At 72.3% G+C, this 17761-nt stretch carries 18 protein-coding genes; 13 read left to right on the forward strand and 5 right to left on the reverse strand.

Annotated elements, in window-relative coordinates; all coding sequences use genetic code 11:
- Nucleotides 1-26: 26 nt before the first annotated feature.
- Nucleotides 27-1205, reverse strand: a complete 1179-nt coding sequence (locus tag ACIQFX_RS22580) for an 8-amino-7-oxononanoate synthase (protein WP_402466159.1) — start codon at nt 1203-1205, stop codon at nt 27-29.
- Between the two features lie 143 nt (nt 1206-1348).
- Between ACIQFX_RS22580 and bioB the strand changes: the two genes are divergently transcribed.
- The 6 genes from bioB (at nt 1349) to ACIQFX_RS22610 (ending at nt 6401) form a co-directional block, all read left to right on the forward strand.
- Nucleotides 1349-2617, forward strand: coding sequence for a biotin synthase BioB (gene bioB / locus ACIQFX_RS22585; RefSeq protein WP_402466161.1), 1269 nt, complete (start codon nt 1349-1351; stop codon nt 2615-2617).
- Entirely contained in the window at nt 2610-3890 is a 1281-nt protein-coding gene (locus ACIQFX_RS22590) for an adenosylmethionine--8-amino-7-oxononanoate transaminase (RefSeq protein WP_402466163.1), read from the forward strand. The genes bioB and ACIQFX_RS22590 overlap by 8 nt, the downstream gene beginning before the upstream one ends.
- 89 nt (nt 3891-3979) lie before the next feature.
- Nucleotides 3980-4696, forward strand: coding sequence for a dethiobiotin synthase (bioD, locus tag ACIQFX_RS22595; protein WP_402466166.1), 717 nt, complete (start codon nt 3980-3982; stop codon nt 4694-4696).
- Between the two features lie 33 nt (nt 4697-4729).
- Nucleotides 4730-5074 carry a VOC family protein gene (locus ACIQFX_RS22600; RefSeq protein ID WP_402466168.1) on the forward strand — a complete coding sequence of 115 codons (345 nt, stop codon included), beginning with the start codon at nt 4730-4732 and terminating at the stop codon, nt 5072-5074.
- A gap of 10 nt (nt 5075-5084) precedes the next feature.
- Nucleotides 5085-5759, forward strand: a complete 675-nt coding sequence (locus tag ACIQFX_RS22605) for a class I SAM-dependent methyltransferase (RefSeq protein WP_402466171.1) — start codon at nt 5085-5087, stop codon at nt 5757-5759.
- Between the two features lie 102 nt (nt 5760-5861).
- Entirely contained in the window at nt 5862-6401 is a 540-nt protein-coding gene (locus ACIQFX_RS22610; RefSeq protein ID WP_402466174.1) for a GNAT family N-acetyltransferase, read from the forward strand.
- Between the two features lie 113 nt (nt 6402-6514).
- Here ACIQFX_RS22610 and ACIQFX_RS22615 read toward each other — a convergent pair whose 3' ends face one another.
- Nucleotides 6515-7165, reverse strand: a complete 651-nt coding sequence (locus ACIQFX_RS22615; RefSeq protein ID WP_402466177.1) for a response regulator — start codon at nt 7163-7165, stop codon at nt 6515-6517.
- Between the two features lie 4 nt (nt 7166-7169).
- Nucleotides 7170-8357 carry a sensor histidine kinase gene (locus ACIQFX_RS22620; RefSeq protein WP_402466180.1) on the reverse strand — a complete coding sequence of 396 codons (1188 nt, stop codon included), beginning with the start codon at nt 8355-8357 and terminating at the stop codon, nt 7170-7172.
- A 107-nt stretch (nt 8358-8464) separates the two neighbouring features.
- Here ACIQFX_RS22620 and ACIQFX_RS22625 point away from each other — a divergent pair, with 107 nt between their 5' ends.
- The 5 genes from ACIQFX_RS22625 (at nt 8465) to ACIQFX_RS22645 (ending at nt 13229) form a co-directional block, all read left to right on the forward strand.
- The gene (locus tag ACIQFX_RS22625; protein ID WP_402466182.1) at nt 8465-9376 is read left to right on the forward strand and encodes an ABC transporter ATP-binding protein; all 912 of its coding nucleotides are present in this window, start codon (nt 8465-8467) and stop codon (nt 9374-9376) included.
- 25 nt (nt 9377-9401) lie between these two features.
- Nucleotides 9402-10151, forward strand: a complete 750-nt coding sequence (locus tag ACIQFX_RS22630) for an ABC transporter permease (RefSeq protein ID WP_402466185.1) — start codon at nt 9402-9404, stop codon at nt 10149-10151.
- Nucleotides 10152-10211: 60 nt separating this feature from the next.
- A complete protein-coding gene (locus ACIQFX_RS22635) occupies nt 10212-10637 on the forward strand; it encodes a GNAT family N-acetyltransferase (RefSeq protein ID WP_402466188.1) in 426 nt (141 codons plus the stop codon).
- A 223-nt stretch (nt 10638-10860) separates the two neighbouring features.
- The gene (locus ACIQFX_RS22640) at nt 10861-12213 is read left to right on the forward strand and encodes a hemolysin family protein (protein WP_402466191.1); all 1353 of its coding nucleotides are present in this window, start codon (nt 10861-10863) and stop codon (nt 12211-12213) included.
- Nucleotides 12210-13229 (forward strand): hemolysin family protein, encoded by a 1020-nt coding sequence (locus ACIQFX_RS22645; protein ID WP_402466193.1) that lies wholly within the window; start codon nt 12210-12212, stop codon nt 13227-13229. The genes ACIQFX_RS22640 and ACIQFX_RS22645 overlap by 4 nt, the downstream gene beginning before the upstream one ends.
- 51 nt (nt 13230-13280) lie before the next feature.
- Here the strand turns inward: ACIQFX_RS22645 and ACIQFX_RS22650 are convergent, their stop codons facing one another.
- Nucleotides 13281-14543: a maleylpyruvate isomerase N-terminal domain-containing protein gene (locus ACIQFX_RS22650; protein WP_402466196.1), complete on the reverse strand. Its 1263-nt coding sequence runs from the start codon at nt 14541-14543 to the stop codon at nt 13281-13283.
- A gap of 64 nt (nt 14544-14607) precedes the next feature.
- Here ACIQFX_RS22650 and ACIQFX_RS22655 point away from each other — a divergent pair, with 64 nt between their 5' ends.
- The gene (locus ACIQFX_RS22655) at nt 14608-15444 is read left to right on the forward strand and encodes an SGNH/GDSL hydrolase family protein (protein ID WP_402466198.1); all 837 of its coding nucleotides are present in this window, start codon (nt 14608-14610) and stop codon (nt 15442-15444) included.
- Between the two features lie 184 nt (nt 15445-15628).
- On the opposite strand, the gene ACIQFX_RS22660 is transcribed toward ACIQFX_RS22655, so the two are convergent.
- Nucleotides 15629-16150, reverse strand: a complete 522-nt coding sequence (locus ACIQFX_RS22660) for a hypothetical protein (protein WP_402466201.1) — start codon at nt 16148-16150, stop codon at nt 15629-15631.
- A gap of 241 nt (nt 16151-16391) precedes the next feature.
- On the opposite strand from ACIQFX_RS22660, the gene ACIQFX_RS22665 reads away from it, so the two are divergent.
- A protein-coding gene (locus ACIQFX_RS22665; RefSeq protein ID WP_402466204.1) for an IS3 family transposase occupies nt 16392-17572 on the forward strand; the annotation gives its coding sequence in 2 pieces (ribosomal slippage) (nt 16392-16676 and nt 16679-17572; 1179 coding nt in all).
- Nucleotides 17573-17761: the final 189 nt, after the last annotated feature.

Genomic DNA, 17761 nt, shown 5'->3' on the forward strand with positions numbered 1-17761 from the left:
CCCCCCCACCCCCGAGGGCCGCCGGCTCAGACGACGGGCGCCGTCCGCAGGATCGTCGCCACCGCACGCTCGATCTGCGCGTCCGTCAGGTCGGCGCGGGCCGTGAGCCGCAGCCGCGAGATGCCGTCGGGCACCGACGGCGGCCGGAAGCAGCCGACGAGGAGGCCCTGCTCGCGGCAGTCCGCCGCCCAGGCCAACGCCGCCTCCGGGGAGGGCGCGCGGACCGAGACGACCGCCGCGTCGGGCCTCGCCGAGACGAGGCCGGCGTCGGTGAGCAGCCGGTGCAGGGTGGTCGCGACCGTACGGGCCCGCTCGGCGAGGCCCGGCTCGGCGGCGATCAGGCGCAGGCTCGCGAGCGCCCCGCCGGCGGCGGCCGGGGCGAGTCCGGTGTCGAAGATGAAGGTGCGGGCGGCGTTGACCAGGTGCTCGATCACCCGGGCGGGGCCGAGGACGGCACCGCCCTGGCTGCCCAGGGACTTGGAGAGGGTGAGGGTGGCGACGGCGTCCTCGTCGCCGGCGAGCCCGGCCTCGTGCAGGGCGCCCCTGCCCCCCGTACCGAGGACGCCGAAGCCGTGGGCGTCGTCCACGACGAGCCCGGCACCGTGCGCGCGGCAGGCCCCGGCGAGTGCGGACAGCGGGGCCTTGTCCCCGTCGACGGAGAAGACGGAGTCGCTGACGACCAGGGCACGCCTGCCGGGGTGCGCCTCCAGCGTCTTGCGTACGGCCTCGGGGTCGGTGTGCGGGACGACGGACGTCTCGGCGCGGGCCAGGCGGCAGCCGTCCACGATCGAGGCGTGGTTGGCGGCGTCGGACACGATCAGCGCGTCCCGGCCGCCGAGCGCGGTGAGCGCCGCCAGGTTGGCGGTGTAGCCGGAGGAGAAGACCAGGGCCGCCTCGAAGCCGCAGAAGTCGGCGAGTTCGCGCTCCAGGCGGGTGTGCAGCCGGGTGGTGCCGGTGACGAGCCGCGAGCCGGTGGAGCCGGCGCCCCAGCGCCGTGCCGCCTCGGCCGCCGCCTCGGTGACCTCCGGGCGGCGGGTCAGTCCGAGGTAGTCGTTGCTCGCCAGGTCGAGGAGGTCCGACTCGGCCGCGCGGGGCCGCAGCGTCCGGACGAGACCGGCCTCCGCCCGGCGGCGCGCCTCGGCGTCGGTCCAGTCGAACGCGGTCCGGCGCGGGCCCGCGGCCCGTGCGTCGTCGGCCTGTGGCATGCGGCGATCCTTTTGTAGGCAGCGCACAGACCCTAACCGGAGTATGCCGAGGTCGTGATGTGGTCATCCACACACCTCAATCGGAGGCGTTTGTTCGGTTCCTCCTTGGCCCGGGGGCGGGCGGTAGGCAAGGATCTGCGGTTATGGACCTGCTGAACACGCTGGTGGAAAAGGGGCTGCGGCGCGAGCTGCCGACCCGTGAAGAAGCGCTCGCCGTCCTGGCGACCTCCGACGACGAACTGCTCGATGTGGTGGCGGCGGCCGGCAAGGTGCGCCGCCAGTGGTTCGGGCGTCGGGTGAAGCTCAACTACCTCGTCAACCTGAAGTCGGGGCTGTGCCCCGAGGACTGCTCGTACTGCTCCCAGCGGCTCGGCTCCAAGGCCGAGATCCTCAAGTACACGTGGCTGAAGCCGGACGAGGCGTCCCAGGCCGCCGCGGCGGGCGTCGCGGGCGGTGCCAAGCGGGTCTGCCTGGTGGCCAGCGGGCGCGGTCCGACGGACCGCGACGTCGAGCGGGTCGGCAAGACCATCGAGGCGATCAAGGAGCAGAACGAGGGCGTCGAGGTGTGCGCCTGCCTCGGTCTGCTCTCGGACGGCCAGGCGGAGCGGCTGCGCGAGGCCGGCGCCGACGCGTACAACCACAACCTCAACACGTCCGAGGCGACGTACGGCGGCATCACCAAGACCCACACCTACGCGGACCGCGTGGACACCGTGCAGAAGGCGCACGCCGCCGGTCTGTCGGCGTGCTCGGGCCTCATCGCGGGCATGGGCGAGAGCGACGAGGACCTGGTCGACGTCGTGTACGCGCTGCGCGAGCTGGACTCGGACTCGGTGCCGGTCAACTTCCTCATCCCCTTCGAGGGGACCCCGCTCGCCAAGGAGTGGAACCTCACCCCGCAGCGCTGCCTGCGGATCCTGGCGATGGTCCGGTTCGTCTGCCCCGACGTCGAGGTGCGGATCGCGGGCGGCCGCGAGGTGCACCTGCGCTCGATGCAGCCGCTCGCGCTGAACATCGCGAACTCGATCTTCCTCGGCGACTACCTGACCAGCGAGGGCCAGGCCGGCCAGGCCGACCTGGACATGATCGCGGACGCTGGCTTCGAGGTGGAGGGCGCCGGGACGACCACGCTGCCGAAGCACCGCGCCGACGCGCTCGCCGCGGCGGGCGGCGGCTGCGGTTCGCACGGCTCCGCCGAGGGCGCCGGCTGCGGCTCGCAGGCGTCCACGTCCGCGGAGGGCGCGGGCTGCGGCTCGCACGCCGGTGGCGGCTGCGGCCCGTGCGGCGGTCACGCGGAGGCTCCGGCGGAGGCGCCGGTCGCCGAGGCCGAGGCCGCGCCGAACGGGGCCCGGACCGACCTGGTGGCGGTGCGCCGGCGGGGTGCCGGCACGGACCTGGCGCCGAATGCGTAACGACGAACTCCTCGCCCTGGACCGGGCGCACGTCTGGCACCCGTACGGCCCCATGCCGGGCCGGGCGGAGCCGCTGGTCGTCGCGTCCGCGTCCGGGGTGCGCCTCCGCCTCGCAGAGCCGGTGGAGGGTCGGGACGAGCTGGTCGACGGCATGTCCTCGTGGTGGTCGGCGATCCACGGCTACAACCACCCCGTGCTCAACGAGGCGGTGCGCGGCCAGCTGGAGAAGATGAGCCACGTCATGTTCGGCGGGCTCACCCACGAGCCGGCCGTCCTGCTCGCCGCCCGGCTCGTCGAGATCACCCCCGAGCCGCTGCGGCACGTCTTCCTCAGCGACTCGGGCTCCGTCTCCGTCGAGGTCGCGGCCAAGATGTGCCTGCAGTACTGGCGCTCCCTCGGCCGGCCCGAGAAGCAGCGGCTCTTCACCTGGCGCGGCGGCTACCACGGCGACACCTGGCAGCCGATGTCGGTGTGCGACCCGCAGGGCGGGATGCACGAGCTGTGGTCGGGCGTGCTCCAGCGGCAGGTGTTCGTGGACGCCCCGCCGGTCGCGTACGAGGAGTCCTACGCCGAACTGCTGCGGACGGAGATCGGGCGCCACGCGCACGAGCTGGCCGCCGTGGTCGTGGAACCCGTGGTCCAGGGCGCCGGCGGCATGCGCTTCCACGACCCCGGCTACCTCCGGGTGCTCCGCGAGGCGTGCGACGCGCACGACGTACTGCTCGTCTTCGACGAGATCGCGACCGGGTTCGGCCGGACGGGCAAGCTGTTCGCCGCCGACCAGGCGGGCGTCTCCCCCGACGTGATGTGCGTGGGCAAGGCGTTGACCGGCGGCTACCTGTCGATGGCCGCGACGCTCTGCACGGGCCGGGTCGCCGACGGGATCTCGCAGGGCGAGGTGCCGATCCTGGCCCACGGGCCGACCTTCATGGGGAACCCGCTCGCCTCGGCCGTCGCCCTCGCCTCGCTCGACCTGCTGCTCTCCCAGGACTGGGAGGTCGAGGTCAAGCGGATCGAGACCGGCCTGCGCGAAGGGCTCGCCCCGGCGGCCGTCCTCCCGGGCGTGCGCGAAGTGCGGGTGCTCGGCGCGATCGGCGTCGTCCAGCTCGACCACGCGGTCGACATGGAGGCGGCCACGCGCGCGGCCGTCCGCGAGGGCGTGTGGCTGCGCCCGTTCCGGGACCTGATCTACACCATGCCGCCGTACGTGACCGGTGACGAGGACCTGGCCCGCATCTGCGCGGCCGTCCGCGCCGCCGCGGCGGCGGGCTGAACCGACCGGACGGGCCCAGGGGTCCGGCGGGCTCGAAGGGCTCGACGGAACCCCGGGCCCGACGGGCTCAACGGAAGGACTGGGCAGCAGTGGGAATCATCGTCGTCAGCGGTACGGGGACGGAGATCGGCAAGACGGTCGTGACCGCCGCGGTGGCCGCCGCGGCCACCGCGGCGGGCCGGTCGGTCGCCGTCCTCAAGCCGGCGCAGACGGGAGTCGGACCGGACGAGCGGGGCGACGCCGACGAGGTCGTCCGGCTCTCCGGCGCCGTCACCTCCGCCGAGCTGGGTCGTTTCCCGGAGCCGCTGGCCCCGGGCACGGCCGCGCGGCGGGCCGGGCTCGCCCCGGTCGGGCCCCGGGAGGTCGCCGAGGCCGCCCGGAAGCTCGCCGCCGACCACGACCTGGTGCTCGTCGAAGGGGCGGGCGGGCTCCTCGTGCGCTTCGACGAGGAGGGCGGAACCCTCGCCGACGTGGCCGCGCTCCTCGACGCGCCCGTCCTCGTGGTCGTCCCGGCCGGCCTCGGGACCCTCAACACGACGGCCCTGACGGGCGAGGCGCTCCGCGCCCGCGGCATCGAGCAGCTCGGTGTCGTGGTCGGCAGCTGGCCCGCCGAGCCGGACCTCGCGGCCCGCTGCAACCTCGCCGACCTGCCGGAATCGGCGGGCGCGCCTCTGCTCGGCGCGGTACCGGAGCGCTCCGGGTCGCTCACCCCCGCCGAGTTCCGGACGGCGGCGGCCGGCTGGCTCGCGCCGGCGCTCGGCGGCACCTGGGACGCGGCTGCCTTCGCGGAGGCGGCCGGAGCCTGAGGCGACGGCCGTGGACTCCGTAGGCTGGGGTCCATGCGCGCTCACGTTCAGGAGATCGTCTTCGACTGTGCCGGTCCGGCCGCACTCGTCCGCTTCTGGTCCGGGCTCCTCGGCGGTGACCCGGTCGACCGGGGCGACGACTGGTCGTACGTCGACCCGCCGGACTTCGTCCGACTCGCCTTCCAGCGCGTGCCCGAGGACAAGTCGGCGAAGAACCGGGTCCATCTCGACCTGGAGGTCCCCGACCCGTCCCGGGCCGCCGACGAGGCGCTACGCTCCGGCGCGGTCCGGGTCGGCGGCCTCGTGACGGACGAGCAGGGCTCCTTCCAGGTCATGCGGGACCCGGAGGGCAACGAGTTCTGCTTCGTGACCGGATGAGGTGCGCACGATGACCCCCACCCCGCCCCCTCGGGGGTCCACCGCCCCCGGGCCCCACGTCCATCACCCCCTGTTCGCCCGCTTCTACGCCCGGGTGAGCGTGTCGGCCGACGCCCACGGCGGGCTCGGTGCCCTGCGCGCCGAGCTCCTCTCCGGCCTCACCGGCCGCGTCGTCGAGATCGGCGCCGGAAACGGCCTGAACTTCGCCCACTACCCCGCCGGGGTCACCGAGGTCGTGGCCGTCGAGCCCGAACCCCACCTGCGGCGCCTCGCCGAGGAGGCCGCGCGCCGGGCTCCGGTCCCGGTGACCGTGCTCCCGGGGACGGCCGAGGCGCTGCCGGCGGGGACCGGTTCCTTCGACGCGGCCGTCGCCTCCCTCGTCCTGTGCACCGTACGGAACGTCCCCCAGGCCCTCTCCGAGCTGCGCCGCGTCCTCCGCCCGGAGGGCGAGCTCCGCTTCCTCGAGCACGGTGCGGCCGACTCCCCCGCACTGGCCCGCCTGCAACGCGCGCTCGACCGCACGGTCTGGCCCCTTCTCTTCGGCGGCTGCCACACCTCCCGCACCCCCCTCTCCGCAATCACGTCCGCCGGCTTCACCCTCCTCTCCCACCGCTCCTTCAACCTCCCCGAACAAGGCCCCCGCCTGCCCTCCTCCCCTTGCGTCCTCGGCACGGCCCGGCGCTAGGCGCCCCCCGTCCTCGACCAGGCCGGGCCCACCACGCCCGGCCCACGCACCCCCGGGGAAAACGAGTTGCCCCGGGGTACCGGCTCGCGTTGGCTGGACGACATGACCGAACTCCTCACCGAACGCCTCGTCCTGCGCCGCTGGCGTGACTCCGACCTGGAACCGTGGGCGGCGATGAACGCCGATCCGGAAGTCCGGGAACACCTGGGCGACCTCCTCTCCCGCGAGCAGAGCGATGCTTCCGTCGCCCGCTTCGAGTCCGACTTCGACCGGCGCGGCTACGGATGGTCGGCGGTCGAGGTTCGGGACACCGGCACGTTCGTCGGCTTCGCGGGCCTGGACGAGGTGGACGACGACCTGCCGTTCACGGGCGTGGAGATCGGCTGGCGGCTCGCCCGCACGGCCTGGGGCCACGGCTACGCCACCGAGGCCGCGCGGGCAGTCCTGTCCCACGGCTTCGAGACGCTCGGCCTTCCCGAGATCCTCGCCGTGACGACGGCCACCAACCTCCGCTCCCAGGCGGTGATGCGCCGGATCGGCATGACCCGGTCCCCACAGGACGACTTCGACGACCCCACCGCGCCCGAGGGCCCCCTGCGCCCGAACGTGTTGTACCGGCTCGCGCGCACCTCCCAGATCTAGGCCTAGGAAGCCCTCGTCGGTCATAGAGCGAGCCAGTAGCCCTTGTTGTCACCCACATGGGGGGGAGCGGATGCCTGGTCCTGGTCCGCCCGCTCGTGAGGGTGGGCCGGGGGTCAGGCGGGGGTGACGAAGCCCGACTCGTAGGCGGTGATGACAGCCTGCGTCCGGTCTCGCGCACCCAGCTTGGCCAGGACCGCGCTCACATGGGTCTTCACCGTCTCCACTCCGACGATCAGCTCTCGGGCGATCTCGATGTTGGTCATCCCCTTCGCCATCAGACGCAGGACGTCCTCCTCACGTTGCGTCAGGGCAGCCCGCTCCAGTGTCTTGCGGGCCTGCGGGTTCCCGTACTCGGAGGCGAGCGCCCGGACAGCGGCGGGGTAGAGCAGTGTTTCCCCCTCCGCCACCAGCCGCACCGCGTGCACGATCTCCGCCGGACGGGCTCGCTTCAGCAGGAATCCGTCCGCGCCGGCCCGCAGTGCCTGATAGACGTACTCGTCGTTCTCGAAGGTGGTGACCACGAGGATCTTCGGTGGCGAGTCGACGGTCCGCAGGACTGCCTTGGTGGCCTCGATCCCGTCGAGGAGCGGCATCCGGACGTCCATCGCGACCACGTCCGGGCGAAGTTGCCGCACGAGCGGGACGACCGCGGCACCGTCGGCGGCCTCACCGACCACCTCGATGTCGGGCTGGACCTCCAGGACGGCGCGCAGACCCGCGCGCACCAGGGGCTCGTCGTCGACGAGCAGCACGGTCACTGACATCCGGTCAGCGTATGCGCTCCAGCGGCAGCCTCGCGTGCACTCTCCAGTCCCCTCTGTGCGGTCCCGTATCGACCTCCCCGCCGAGCAAGGCGGCCCGCTCCCGCATTCCGCGCAACCCACTGCCACTCCTCCCGACGCCGCCTCCCGTCACGGAAGGCTTGTCCGGCAGCGGATTGGTGACCTCCAGGTCCAGCCGGTCGGCCACCATGCCGATCCTGACGCGCACCGGCACCGGTCCGCAGTGCCGCAGCACATTGGTGAGCGCTTCCTGGAGGATCCGGTACCCCTCTTGGGTGACCGGCCCCGTCAACTGCGCAAGGGGTCCTCTCAGTTCCGCGTCGACGATGGCCCCCGACGCTCTCGCCGAGGCGAGCAGCCGATCGGCCTCGGCCAGCGTCGGCCGCTGGGACGACCGTTGCCCCGACTCCCGCAGGACGAGGAGAACCCGCTCCAGGTCGTCCAGTGCCGCCCGGCCCGTCTCCTCGATCGCGCTCAACGCGCGGTCGGTGAACTCCGGATCGCCGGCCGCCCGCGCGGCTCCGGCCTGCACGACCGCCACGGTCAGTGCGTGACCGATCGAGTCGTGCAGCTCCCGCGCGATACGGGTGCGCTCCAGGAGCTGCTCGGTGCGGGCTTCGAGCGCCGTGAGCCGTTCCGCCGACGAAGGTCCCAGCAGCTGCCGGGCGATGGAGGTGACCAACCTGCCCAGCAGGATCACGATGCCGATCAGCAGGAGCAGGGGCACGGGTGCCAACAGCCACGCCGCCCAGGGAGGCGGAGTGAAGGGCAGGGCGCTGTCGTCGCCGAGCGGGCCGCCGACGCCGACGCGGATCAGGTCGACGGTCGCGACGGGGAGCAGCACGCTCGCGCCCACGGTCAGCACCGAGAGGAGGAGCCGTATCTCCAGCCACAGCAGGGTCCGCCAGCGGTCGCCCCAGCGCTTGGACGCCACCGTGCTGAAACGGCCGCCGTCGGCGTCCCGGTCGTGCGGCGCGAGGAGGAACTGCGCTTGGAGCCCCTCAGCCAGCCGCATCCAGGGCAGCAGGCCCAGCGGTATGACGAGGAGCAGGGGCATCCACGGCGTGTCGCGCTCTATGAACATCCACACGGCCAACAGGAGCACGGGCACGGACAGGTGCACCCAGCGTGAGTAGGTGACGGGTCGGACAGCTGCACGGAAAAGTCGCTGCATGTCCTCATCGTGGCAGTTCACAGCCCTGGGCGACTCCCCTGCACGGGGGAGACGGAACCCTCGCTCGGGGGAGGTCGAAGGGTGGGGCCGGTGGCGAACCTTGAGGCATGAACAGCATCGCGATCCGAGAACTGACCAAGGAGTTCGGCCGCGCCCGGGCCGTGGACCGACTCACCTTCGATGTCGTGCCCGGCCGGGTGACCGGGTTCCTGGGACCCAACGGTGCGGGGAAGTCCACCACGATGCGGCTGCTCCTGGGACTCGACCGGATCACGTCCGGGACGGCCACGATCGGCGGCCGCCGCTTCGGTGAACTCCCCGACCCCCTGCGCCGGGTGGGTGCCCTCCTCGACGCGCAGTCGGCGCACGGCGGACGCACGGCGAGGGACCACCTCCGCTTCCTCGCGGCCGCCGGCCGTGTTCCACCGACCCGCGTGGAGGAGGTCCTGGAGCAGACGGGGATAGCCGCGGCGGCCCGGCGAAGGATCAAGACCTTCTCCCTGGGCATGCGCCAGCGCCTCGGCATAGCGGCCGCGCTGCTCGGCGACCCCGGTGTGCTGCTCCTGGACGAGCCGACCAACGGTCTCGACCCCGAGGGCATCATCTGGATCCGGGAGCTGATGCGGTCGCTGGCCGCCGAGGGGCGCACGGTCCTCGTCTCCAGTCATCTGATGACCGAGACCGCCGCCCTCGCCGACCACCTGATCGTCCTGGGGCAGGGCAGGCTGCTGGCCGACACCTCGATGCGGGACTTCATCGACGCCCGCAGCGCACCGAGGGCGCGCCTGCGCACGACCGACCCGGGCCGGCTGCGGGAGGCCCTCGCCCGGGACGGCCTCACCCTGGTCACCGCGGAGGGCGGGCGGTGGACCGTGGACGGCATACGCGCCGGAAAACTCGGCACCATGGCCGCCCGCGAAGGCATCCCGCTGCTGGAACTGGTCGACGAGCGGGCGTCGCTGGAACAGGCCTACCTGGATCTGACCGCCGAGCACGCCCCCTTCGCAGCCACCCGCTGACACGAACCGTCAAGGAGGATTCGTCATGAGCACCCCGCTGCCCACCGTCCCCGTCCTGCACTCGGAATGGATCAAGATACGGTCCCTGCGCGGCGCCCTCGGGGCACTGCTGGCCGTTTGTGCCGCCACCGCGGGTACCCAGATGCTGACGGCGGCCCTGACCCGTGGGGCGGAGTCCGGCGCAATAGGGGACGATCCGCTTCTCGCAGCCTTCTACGGAATCAACTTCGGCACGATCGCGGCCTTCGCCTTCGGTGCGACGGCGATGGCCTCCGAATTCCACAACGGGGCCGTGCGCACGTCGTTGACCGCGGTGCCGAGCCGCACGCGCTTCTACCTGTCGAAGATGGCAGTGGTGGGTGGACTCGCCTTCCTGGCCGGCCAGTCCGCCGGGCTCGCGGCCTTCATCGGAGGGCAGGCGTTCATGGGGCGCCGCGCCCTCGAACTGGGTGACGAGGGGACCTACAGGGCGATCTTCGGGTGCGGCCTGTACCTGACGCTGATGGCCTTGCTGGCCGCCGGGCTCGCGGCGGTGCTGCGCAGCGTGACGGTCGTCCTGAGCCTGCTCATACCCTTCGTGCTGCTCGTTCCGTTCGTGCTCGGCTCGGCCTCCGAGGGCGCCGCCCGGTTCCTGCCGGACCGGGCCGGTCAGACGATCATGCGGATGGAGTCGTCCGACGGCCTCGGTCCTTGGACCGGGATCGGGGTCCTGGCCCTGTGGGCGCTCGCCTCGATGGTCGGCGGGTGGCTGGAGGTGCGGCGCCGGGACGCCTGAAGCGTCCCACCCCGCGGAATTCCGTGGCAGGGCCTCAGCTCGCCGTGGTGGGATCCGGCCATGGTCGATCTGCAGATACGTGCCGCTGTGCCCACCGACGCCGATGACGTCCTGGCCTTCTGGAAGGAGTCGGCCAAGGGGACCTCCGTCTCGGACGACGTGAACGGGGTGACACGACTGATCGAGCGCGACCCCGAAGCCCTCGTCCTCGCCATGGCCGACGGCCGGATCGTGGGGTCGGTGATCGCGGGCTGGGACGGCTGGCGTGCCTCGCTGTACCGGCTCGCCGTCCTGCCGTCGTATCGGAGGCGGGGCATCTCCACGGCTCTGCTGCGTGCGGCGGAGGAGCGGTTCGCCGCGCTCGGCGGACGGCGTGTGGACGCGATGGTCCTGGAGGCGAACGAGACGGGGCGGCTGCTGTGGGCGGCTGCCGGGTACGAGCGTGAGGAGCACTGGCGCCGCTGGGTGAAGCCGCTCGGGGGGTGAGAAGGGGTGCCGGGGGGCGGGAGAGGTCATCGGGAGGGGAGACCGGGCCACCGCCCTGCTTTGCCCATCCTTTACCATGGCGTCTCATCCCGACGACCGAAAGGTGTGAGCGTCCGCCCATGGGCGAGCCTCCCAGTAGCACTGGTTCCGACAGCTCCGGCTTCGACGGCCGACACCGAGCGATCCTTCTCCCCCTGGCTGATCATGGGACGGAGGTGAACCGATGACCGAAGTGCTTCTGCTCCTCCTTGCGCTCCTCCTTTCCCTCGCGTGCGGTGCGTTCGTCGCGGCGGAGTTCTCGTTGACGACCGTCGAGCGCGGCGAGCTCGAAGCCGCCGCGGAGCGTGGCGAGCGCGGGGCGGCGAGCGCCCTGAAGGCCGTACGGTCGCTCACCTTCCAGCTCTCCGGCGCGCAGCTGGGCATCACCGTCACCAACCTCGTGGTCGGCATGCTCGCCGAGCCCTCGGTGGCCAAACTGATCCGTGGCCCGGTCGAGGCGCTCGGCCTCTCCCCCTCGGTCGCGTCCTCCGTGGCGCTGGTGCTGGGTACGGCCCTGTCGACCGTCGTCCTGATGGTCGTCGGCGAGCTGGTCCCGAAGAACTGGGCGATCTCCTCGCCCCTCGCGGTCGCGAAGGCGGTGGCCACGCCCCAGCGGGTGTTCACCGCCGCCTTCAAGCCCCTGATCAGCCACCTCAACAACACCGCGAACCGCCTGCTGCGCCGGATCGGCATGGAGCCGACCGAGGAGCTGGCCTCCGCGCGCTCCCCGCAGGAGCTGGTGGCGCTCGCACGGCACTCCGCGAAGGAGGGGGCGCTCGAAGCGGACACGGCGGAGCTGTTCGTCCGCACGCTCAACCTGGCCGAGCTGACGGCCGAGAACGTGATGACGCCCCGCGTGCAGGTCACCGCACTGGAGGTGCAGGCCACCGCCGAGGACGTGGCGAACGCGACCCGCGCCACGGGCCTCTCCCGCTTCCCGGTCTACCGCGGCAACCTCGACTCGGTCGTGGGCATCGCGCACATCAAGGACGTGCTCGCCATACCGGCGGCCGAGCGGCCGCGCCGCCGCATCGGCGAGATGGTGCGCGAGCCGCTGCTCGTGCCCGAGACCCTGACCGTGGACCGGCTCCTGGACCGGCTCTCCGGCAAGCAGACGATGGCCGTCGTCATCGACGAGTACGGCGGCACGGCCGGCGTCGTCACCCTGGAGGACATCGTCGAGGAGGTCGTGGGCGAGGTCCGCGACGAGCACGACCCGCACGAGACGCCGGACCTGGCGCGGGCGGGCGAGGACGCGGACGGGCGCGAGCTGTGGTCCGCGGACGGCGCCGCCCGTACGGACCAGGTGGGCGCGATCGGCCTCCGCGTGCCGGACGGCCCGTACGAGACGCTCGCGGGTGTCATGGCAACCGAGCTGGGCCGCATCCCGGCCGTCGGCGACAGCGTGGAGCTGGCCGGCTGGCGGCTGGACGTCGTGGACGCCTCCGGTCGGCGTGCCGCGCGCGTGCTGATGCACGCTCCCGCGCACGACGCCACGGGCGAGACCGGCGACGAGACCGGGGAGGCCCGCCGATGATCGTGGTCCAGTTGTTGATCGGCCTGCTCACGCTGGTGGTCAACGCGTTCTTCGTCGGGGCCGAGTTCGCCCTGATCTCGGTCCGCCGCAGCCAGATCGAGCCGATGGCCGAGACGGGGAACCGGCGGGCGCGCAGCGTCATCTGGGGCCTCGAGCACGTCTCCGCGATGCTCGCCGCGGCCCAGCTCGGCATCACGCTGTGCACCCTGGTCCTCGGCATCGTCGCCGAGCCGGCCATCGCGCACCTGCTCGAGCCGGTCTTCGACGCGGTCGGCGTCCCGCACGGCCTCGTCCACCCGATCTCGTTCGTGATCGCCCTGTCGGTCGCGACCTACCTGCACATGCTGCTGGGCGAGATGGTCCCGAAGAACATCGCGCTCGCCGAGCCGACGCGCTCCGCGCTGCTGCTCGGTCCGCCGCTGGTGACGCTCGCGCGGGCACTGCGCCCGGTGATCTTCGCAATCAACGCCTTCGCCAACGCGCTGCTCAAGTTGCTCCGCGTGGAGGTCAAGGACGAGGTCTCGGCGACCTTCTCGGACGACGAGCTGGCCCGGATGGTCACCGACGCAGGTGACGCCGGACTCCTCGACGACCGGGCGGCCGAGCGCCTGCACGACGCCCTGGAGCTGGGACGGCGTCCCGTGCGGGACGTCGTGATGCCGGCGGAGAAGGTCGTGTACGCGCAGGTCGGCACAACCCCCGAGGAGCTGGAGGCGCTGTCGGCGCGGACGGGCTTCTCCCGTTTCCCCGTCGTCGACGCGGAGCGCCGGATCCTCGGCTACCTGCACGTCAAGGACGCCCTGGACGTGTCGCCGCGCGACCTGCCGTTCCCGGTGTCGGCGCTGCGGCCGATCGCCCGGGTCCGGGCGGCCACGCCCCTGGACGACGTCCTCACGGCGATGCGCCGCAGCCGGACGCACCTGGCGGCCGTCCTCGACGAGGACGGCAAGCCGGCCGGCCTCGTCGCGATGGAGGACGTGCTGCGCGAGCTGGTGGGGCGCCCCACGGCGCCGTGACGGCCATGATCGACGGGCGCCCGGAGCACCGCTCCGGGCGCCCTCGCCGTGTCAGAGCGCGGTGGCGGACAGCCAGTCGTCGAGGAGGTCCCGGTCGCCGGTGTGCGTGAACCGGCGGTCGTCGGCCCCGTACCTGCGGTGCAGGAGCAGCAGCAGTTCACCGGCGTCCGCCTCGACACCGGCGGTCGCCTCCGTGCCGCCGTTCCCCCGGATCCAGGTGAAGCCGCCCCCACCGAAGGTCAGTGTCCGGACGTCTCCGGTGTCGCGGGCGGTGAGCCGGAGGACGGCGCCGTCGCGGTCGAGGTGGGCGACCGGCTCCGCGATCCAGGGGATGTACGGGGCGTCGCCGAGGAAGTGGTCCATCGCGTCGACGGCGGTGCGCGGATCGATCGGATCCGCGGCGCCGCCGAGCGCGAGCTCGGCGTCCGCGAGGTGCACGACCACCTCGGAGAGCAGCCGCCGGGCGTAGTACCGGGCGTGCGGGTCCGCCCCCGGCGACCAGACCGGAAGGTCCGGGTCCGCGGCGCGCAGCACCGCCAGTGCCTCCTTGGCACCCGCCATCAGCCAGCCGCCGTACGCGGCCGGATCGCCCGGCAGGTCGAGCGGAAGGTCCCCCGCCCGCACCCGGACGGCGGCCCGGGTGCCTATCACGTGCTCGGTCCAGCCGTGGAGCGCACCGAGGTGCCGGGTCAGGTCCGCGAGGGTCCAGCCGGGACACGTGGGCACCTCGGTGGCGGGGTCCGCGTCCCATACGAGGTCGGCGAAGCGCAGCACGCGCTCGGCAACGGCGTCGCAGACGGCGACATGGGCGGCTTCGGACGAGACGGCGAAGCCGGCGAAGCAGGCGGCAGCCGGGACGGCGTGGGCGGTGCCGGGCGAGGCGGTGGCGAGCGAGCCAGCAGCAGGCGATACGGCGGTCGTCGCCGCCGCCGTCGGTCGCACCGCTGCGGGCTTGCTCCGGGAGGCGGTCGCAGGCCCGGAATCGGCCGCAAGGTGGGAATCAGTCGCGGGCCTGAAGTCGGTCGCAGCCCGGAAGGCGGGCGTCGGCCGGTCCGACGTGGTGGCGCCGAGGTGGCGGGGGACGCGGAGCAGGGCGTCGCGCCGGGGGCCCTCGGGGCGGCGGAGGGCCGCCTGGCGGACGAGGCCGTCGAGGACGTGCCGGTCGGCCGGTGAGAGGCCGGAGAGGGTGTGTGAGGCGCCTTCCAACCAGGACACCGCGGTGTCGGGGTCGAGCACCTCGTCGTCCGAGGTGTCGACCGTGGCCACCAGCTCGGCCAGGGCGTCGGCCAGGGCGCTCAGCAGCGCGTCGCTCATCGGGTTTCCCCTCCCGGGTTCTCCACGGCATCCCGCGCATACCGCGCGGTATGATCACTCCGCCATGGAGATCAATGCCACGTACAACAGTCTCGTCGCCATCGGCGACAGCTTCACCGAGGGTATGTCGGACCTGAAGCCCGACGGCTCCTATCAGGGGTGGGCCGACGTCCTCGCGGGCCGGCTCGCGGCCCGGGCGCCCGGCTTCCGCTACGCCAATCTCGCCGTCCGCGGGAAGCTGATCGGACAGATCGTCGAGGAGCAAGTCGACCTGGCCGCAGCCATGAAGGCCGATGTGGTGACCCTCGTCGGGGGGCTCAACGACACCCTCCGCCCCAAGGTCGACATGGTCCGCGTGAGGGACCTGCTGACCGAGGCAGTGGAACGCCTCACACCGTCCTGCGGGCAGCTGGTCCTCATGCGCAGCCCCGGCCGCAACGGGCCGGTCATGGAGCACTTCCGACCCCGTATGGAAGAGCTGTTCGCCCACATCGACGGGCTCGCCTCCCTGCACGGCGCGCTGGTCGTCGACCTGTACGGGGCCGAGTCGCTGGGCGACCCCCGACTGTGGGACGTGGACCGGCTGCACCTGACCTCCGAGGGGCACCGGCGGGTGGCCGAGGCCGTGTGGCAGACCCTCGGCCTGGCGCCCGAGGAGGACTGGCGGACCCCGCTGCTGTCGGCCGAGCGGCCCGGCTGGGCGAGCCGCCGGGTCGCGGACGCCCGGTTCGCCAAGGAGCACCTGGGGCCGTGGATCGGACGCCGTCTGACCGGCCGCTCCTCCGGCGACGGCCGGACAGGCGCCCATGTTAGCGCTGAGCTGGGCAAAGCCTTCTGGGTTACCCCCGCGGACCACGAAAACCCCGGCTCTGTGACGGACTGGCTGCGGCTGGAGCCCTGACCCGGAGTCCGGACCGGCCGCCGTGCACCGATGGAACGCGTGACCTTATTCGCACCGCACCCGTGGCCGACGGACCGACGTCACGCCGCGAGTCGTACGGCGTCCTGTGCGAGGACCTGCCTCCCGCCGACCTCGACCATCGGCCGCCTGTAGCTCACGGCGAGCCCGGAGCGTGTGGTGAACTTCACCAGTTCACATCGCAGCACTCCCAAGGTCGGACCAGGCGCCACGTCCAGAACCGCAGCCAGCGCGGGTAGCTCGGCAGCGAGGTCGAAACGAAGGAGAAAACGCCCAAATCGGAAAGGCCCGCCAGCCGGAAGCCGATTCGGACTTCCGGCACCGGCCCGCGACCTGTCCGGGCCGCCGCCTTGCGGTCGGCCAGGCTCGTCGGACACCCGCACAGCGATCCGCGGGCGCCCGCCGACTCCAGCAACCTGGTTCCGTCGCAGACATGGAGGGCCTCACCAGATCCGCGCGTCACCATCCGAAGCGACACGGCCTCCCTGCCATCCAGCAAGACGGGAACGTGATCGCAGCGAGTCAGGACCTCGGCGACACGTCCGCCCCCGCTGCCCGACGGCTGCGGCACACCTCCATAGACCTCACCCAGTGCGTCAGCGATCGCGTGGTCCTCCGTCGTGATGCGCCACGCCGACACCGCGACGGGCCTTCCACCTCGTTGTCGCACCACATGGAAGCGGCCCACGGGGTCGGTTACGGATACACACGGCAGATCCGCCCCATCGCCGTCGAGCTTCTGATCCCTGCTGGGGCTGCGGTGCGGGTGGGGAGCCTGATCTTCCTCCGGCGGTGCGATGTTCAGGGGATCCGAGGATCCAAAGGACTCGCCGCTTGGCCCAACCGGAATTCACGTGTAGAGGGGACTGCTGCACGGACAAGTGACACCTGACCTGGCTTGCTGAGAGGCGGCCTGGAAGGATGTTGCAGTGCCCAAGCCGTATCCGAAGGAGTTTCGCGAGGACGTCGTGCGGGTCGCGCGCAACCGTGAGCCCGGCGTCACGCTGGAACAGATCGCCGCCGACTTCGGCGTCCACCCGATCACGCTGTCGAAGTGGCTGCGCCGTGCCGACACCGATGAGGGCGCCAGGCCCGCGACAGCGTCGGGTGAGTCGGCCGAGCTGCGCGAGGCCCGCAAGCGCATCCGGCTGCTGGAGCAGGAGAACGAGGTTCTGCGGAGGGCTGCGGCGTATCTGTCGCAGGCGAACCTGCCGTCAAAATGATGTACCCGCTCGTCCGCGAGCTGGCCGCCGCCGCTGCCCCTCACCGGGTGCCGGTGGCGGTGACGTGTCGGGTGCTCGGGCTGGCCCGCCAGCCCTACTACCGGTGGCTGGCCTCACCGGTCACCGGTTCCGAGCTCGCCGAGGCATACCGGGCCAACGCCCTGTTCGACGCCCATCGCGACGATCCCGAGTTCGGTCACCGCTTCCTTCTCGACGAGGCCCGGGCCGCCGGTGAGTCGATGGCTGAGCGGACCGCCTGGCGGATCTGCAGGGACAACGGCTGGTGGAGTGCCTTCGGCAAGCGCAGGGGCCGTGGGAAGAACGCCAAGGCCGGGCCGCCTGTCCATGATGATCTGGTGCGGCGGGACTTCACCGCCGACGGGCCGAACCGGTTGTGGCTGACGGACATCACCGAGCACGCAACTGGCGAGGGCAAGCTGTATCTGTGTGCCGTCAAGGACGTGTACTCCAGCCGCATCGTGGGCTATTCCATCGACGCCCGGATGAAGTCCAGCCTCGCGGTGCGAGCCCTTGAACCCGCGGTGGCCCGTCGCGGCCAGGTCGCCGGATGCACTGTTCATTCCGATCGCGGGTCGCAGTTCCGCTCACGGAAGTTCGTGTCCGTTCTCGCACGTCACGACCTGGTCGGCTCCATGGGCCGGGTCGGTGCGGCCGGCGACAACGCGGCGATGGAGAGCTTCTTCGCGCTGCTGCAGAACAACGTCCTCGACCGCCGTACCTGGGGCACCCGCCAGGAGCTGCGGATCGCGATCGTCACCTGGATCGAGCGCACATACCACCGACGCCGGCGTCAGAGACGCCTGGCCCGATTGACCCCCGTCGAGTACGAGACCATCATGACCCCAGCCGCAGCCCTGGCTGCATAAACCCCGCTGTCACCCAACCCTGCAGCAGTCCTGTGCCCTGCCTGCTGACATGGGGCACCACTTGCCCGTACTGTTTGCCAGGTAAGTGTGTGCACCACGCGCGTTCCATTCTGCATGCCCCACGCTGCGCCCGCTCGGCATCCGTGCCTGACGGGGAACCGAGCGCAAAGAGCACGTCCCCCCACAAGA

The sequence above is a fragment of the Streptomyces sp. NPDC093089 genome, assembly GCF_044754405.1.
Taxonomy (GTDB): domain Bacteria; phylum Actinomycetota; class Actinomycetes; order Streptomycetales; family Streptomycetaceae; genus Streptomyces.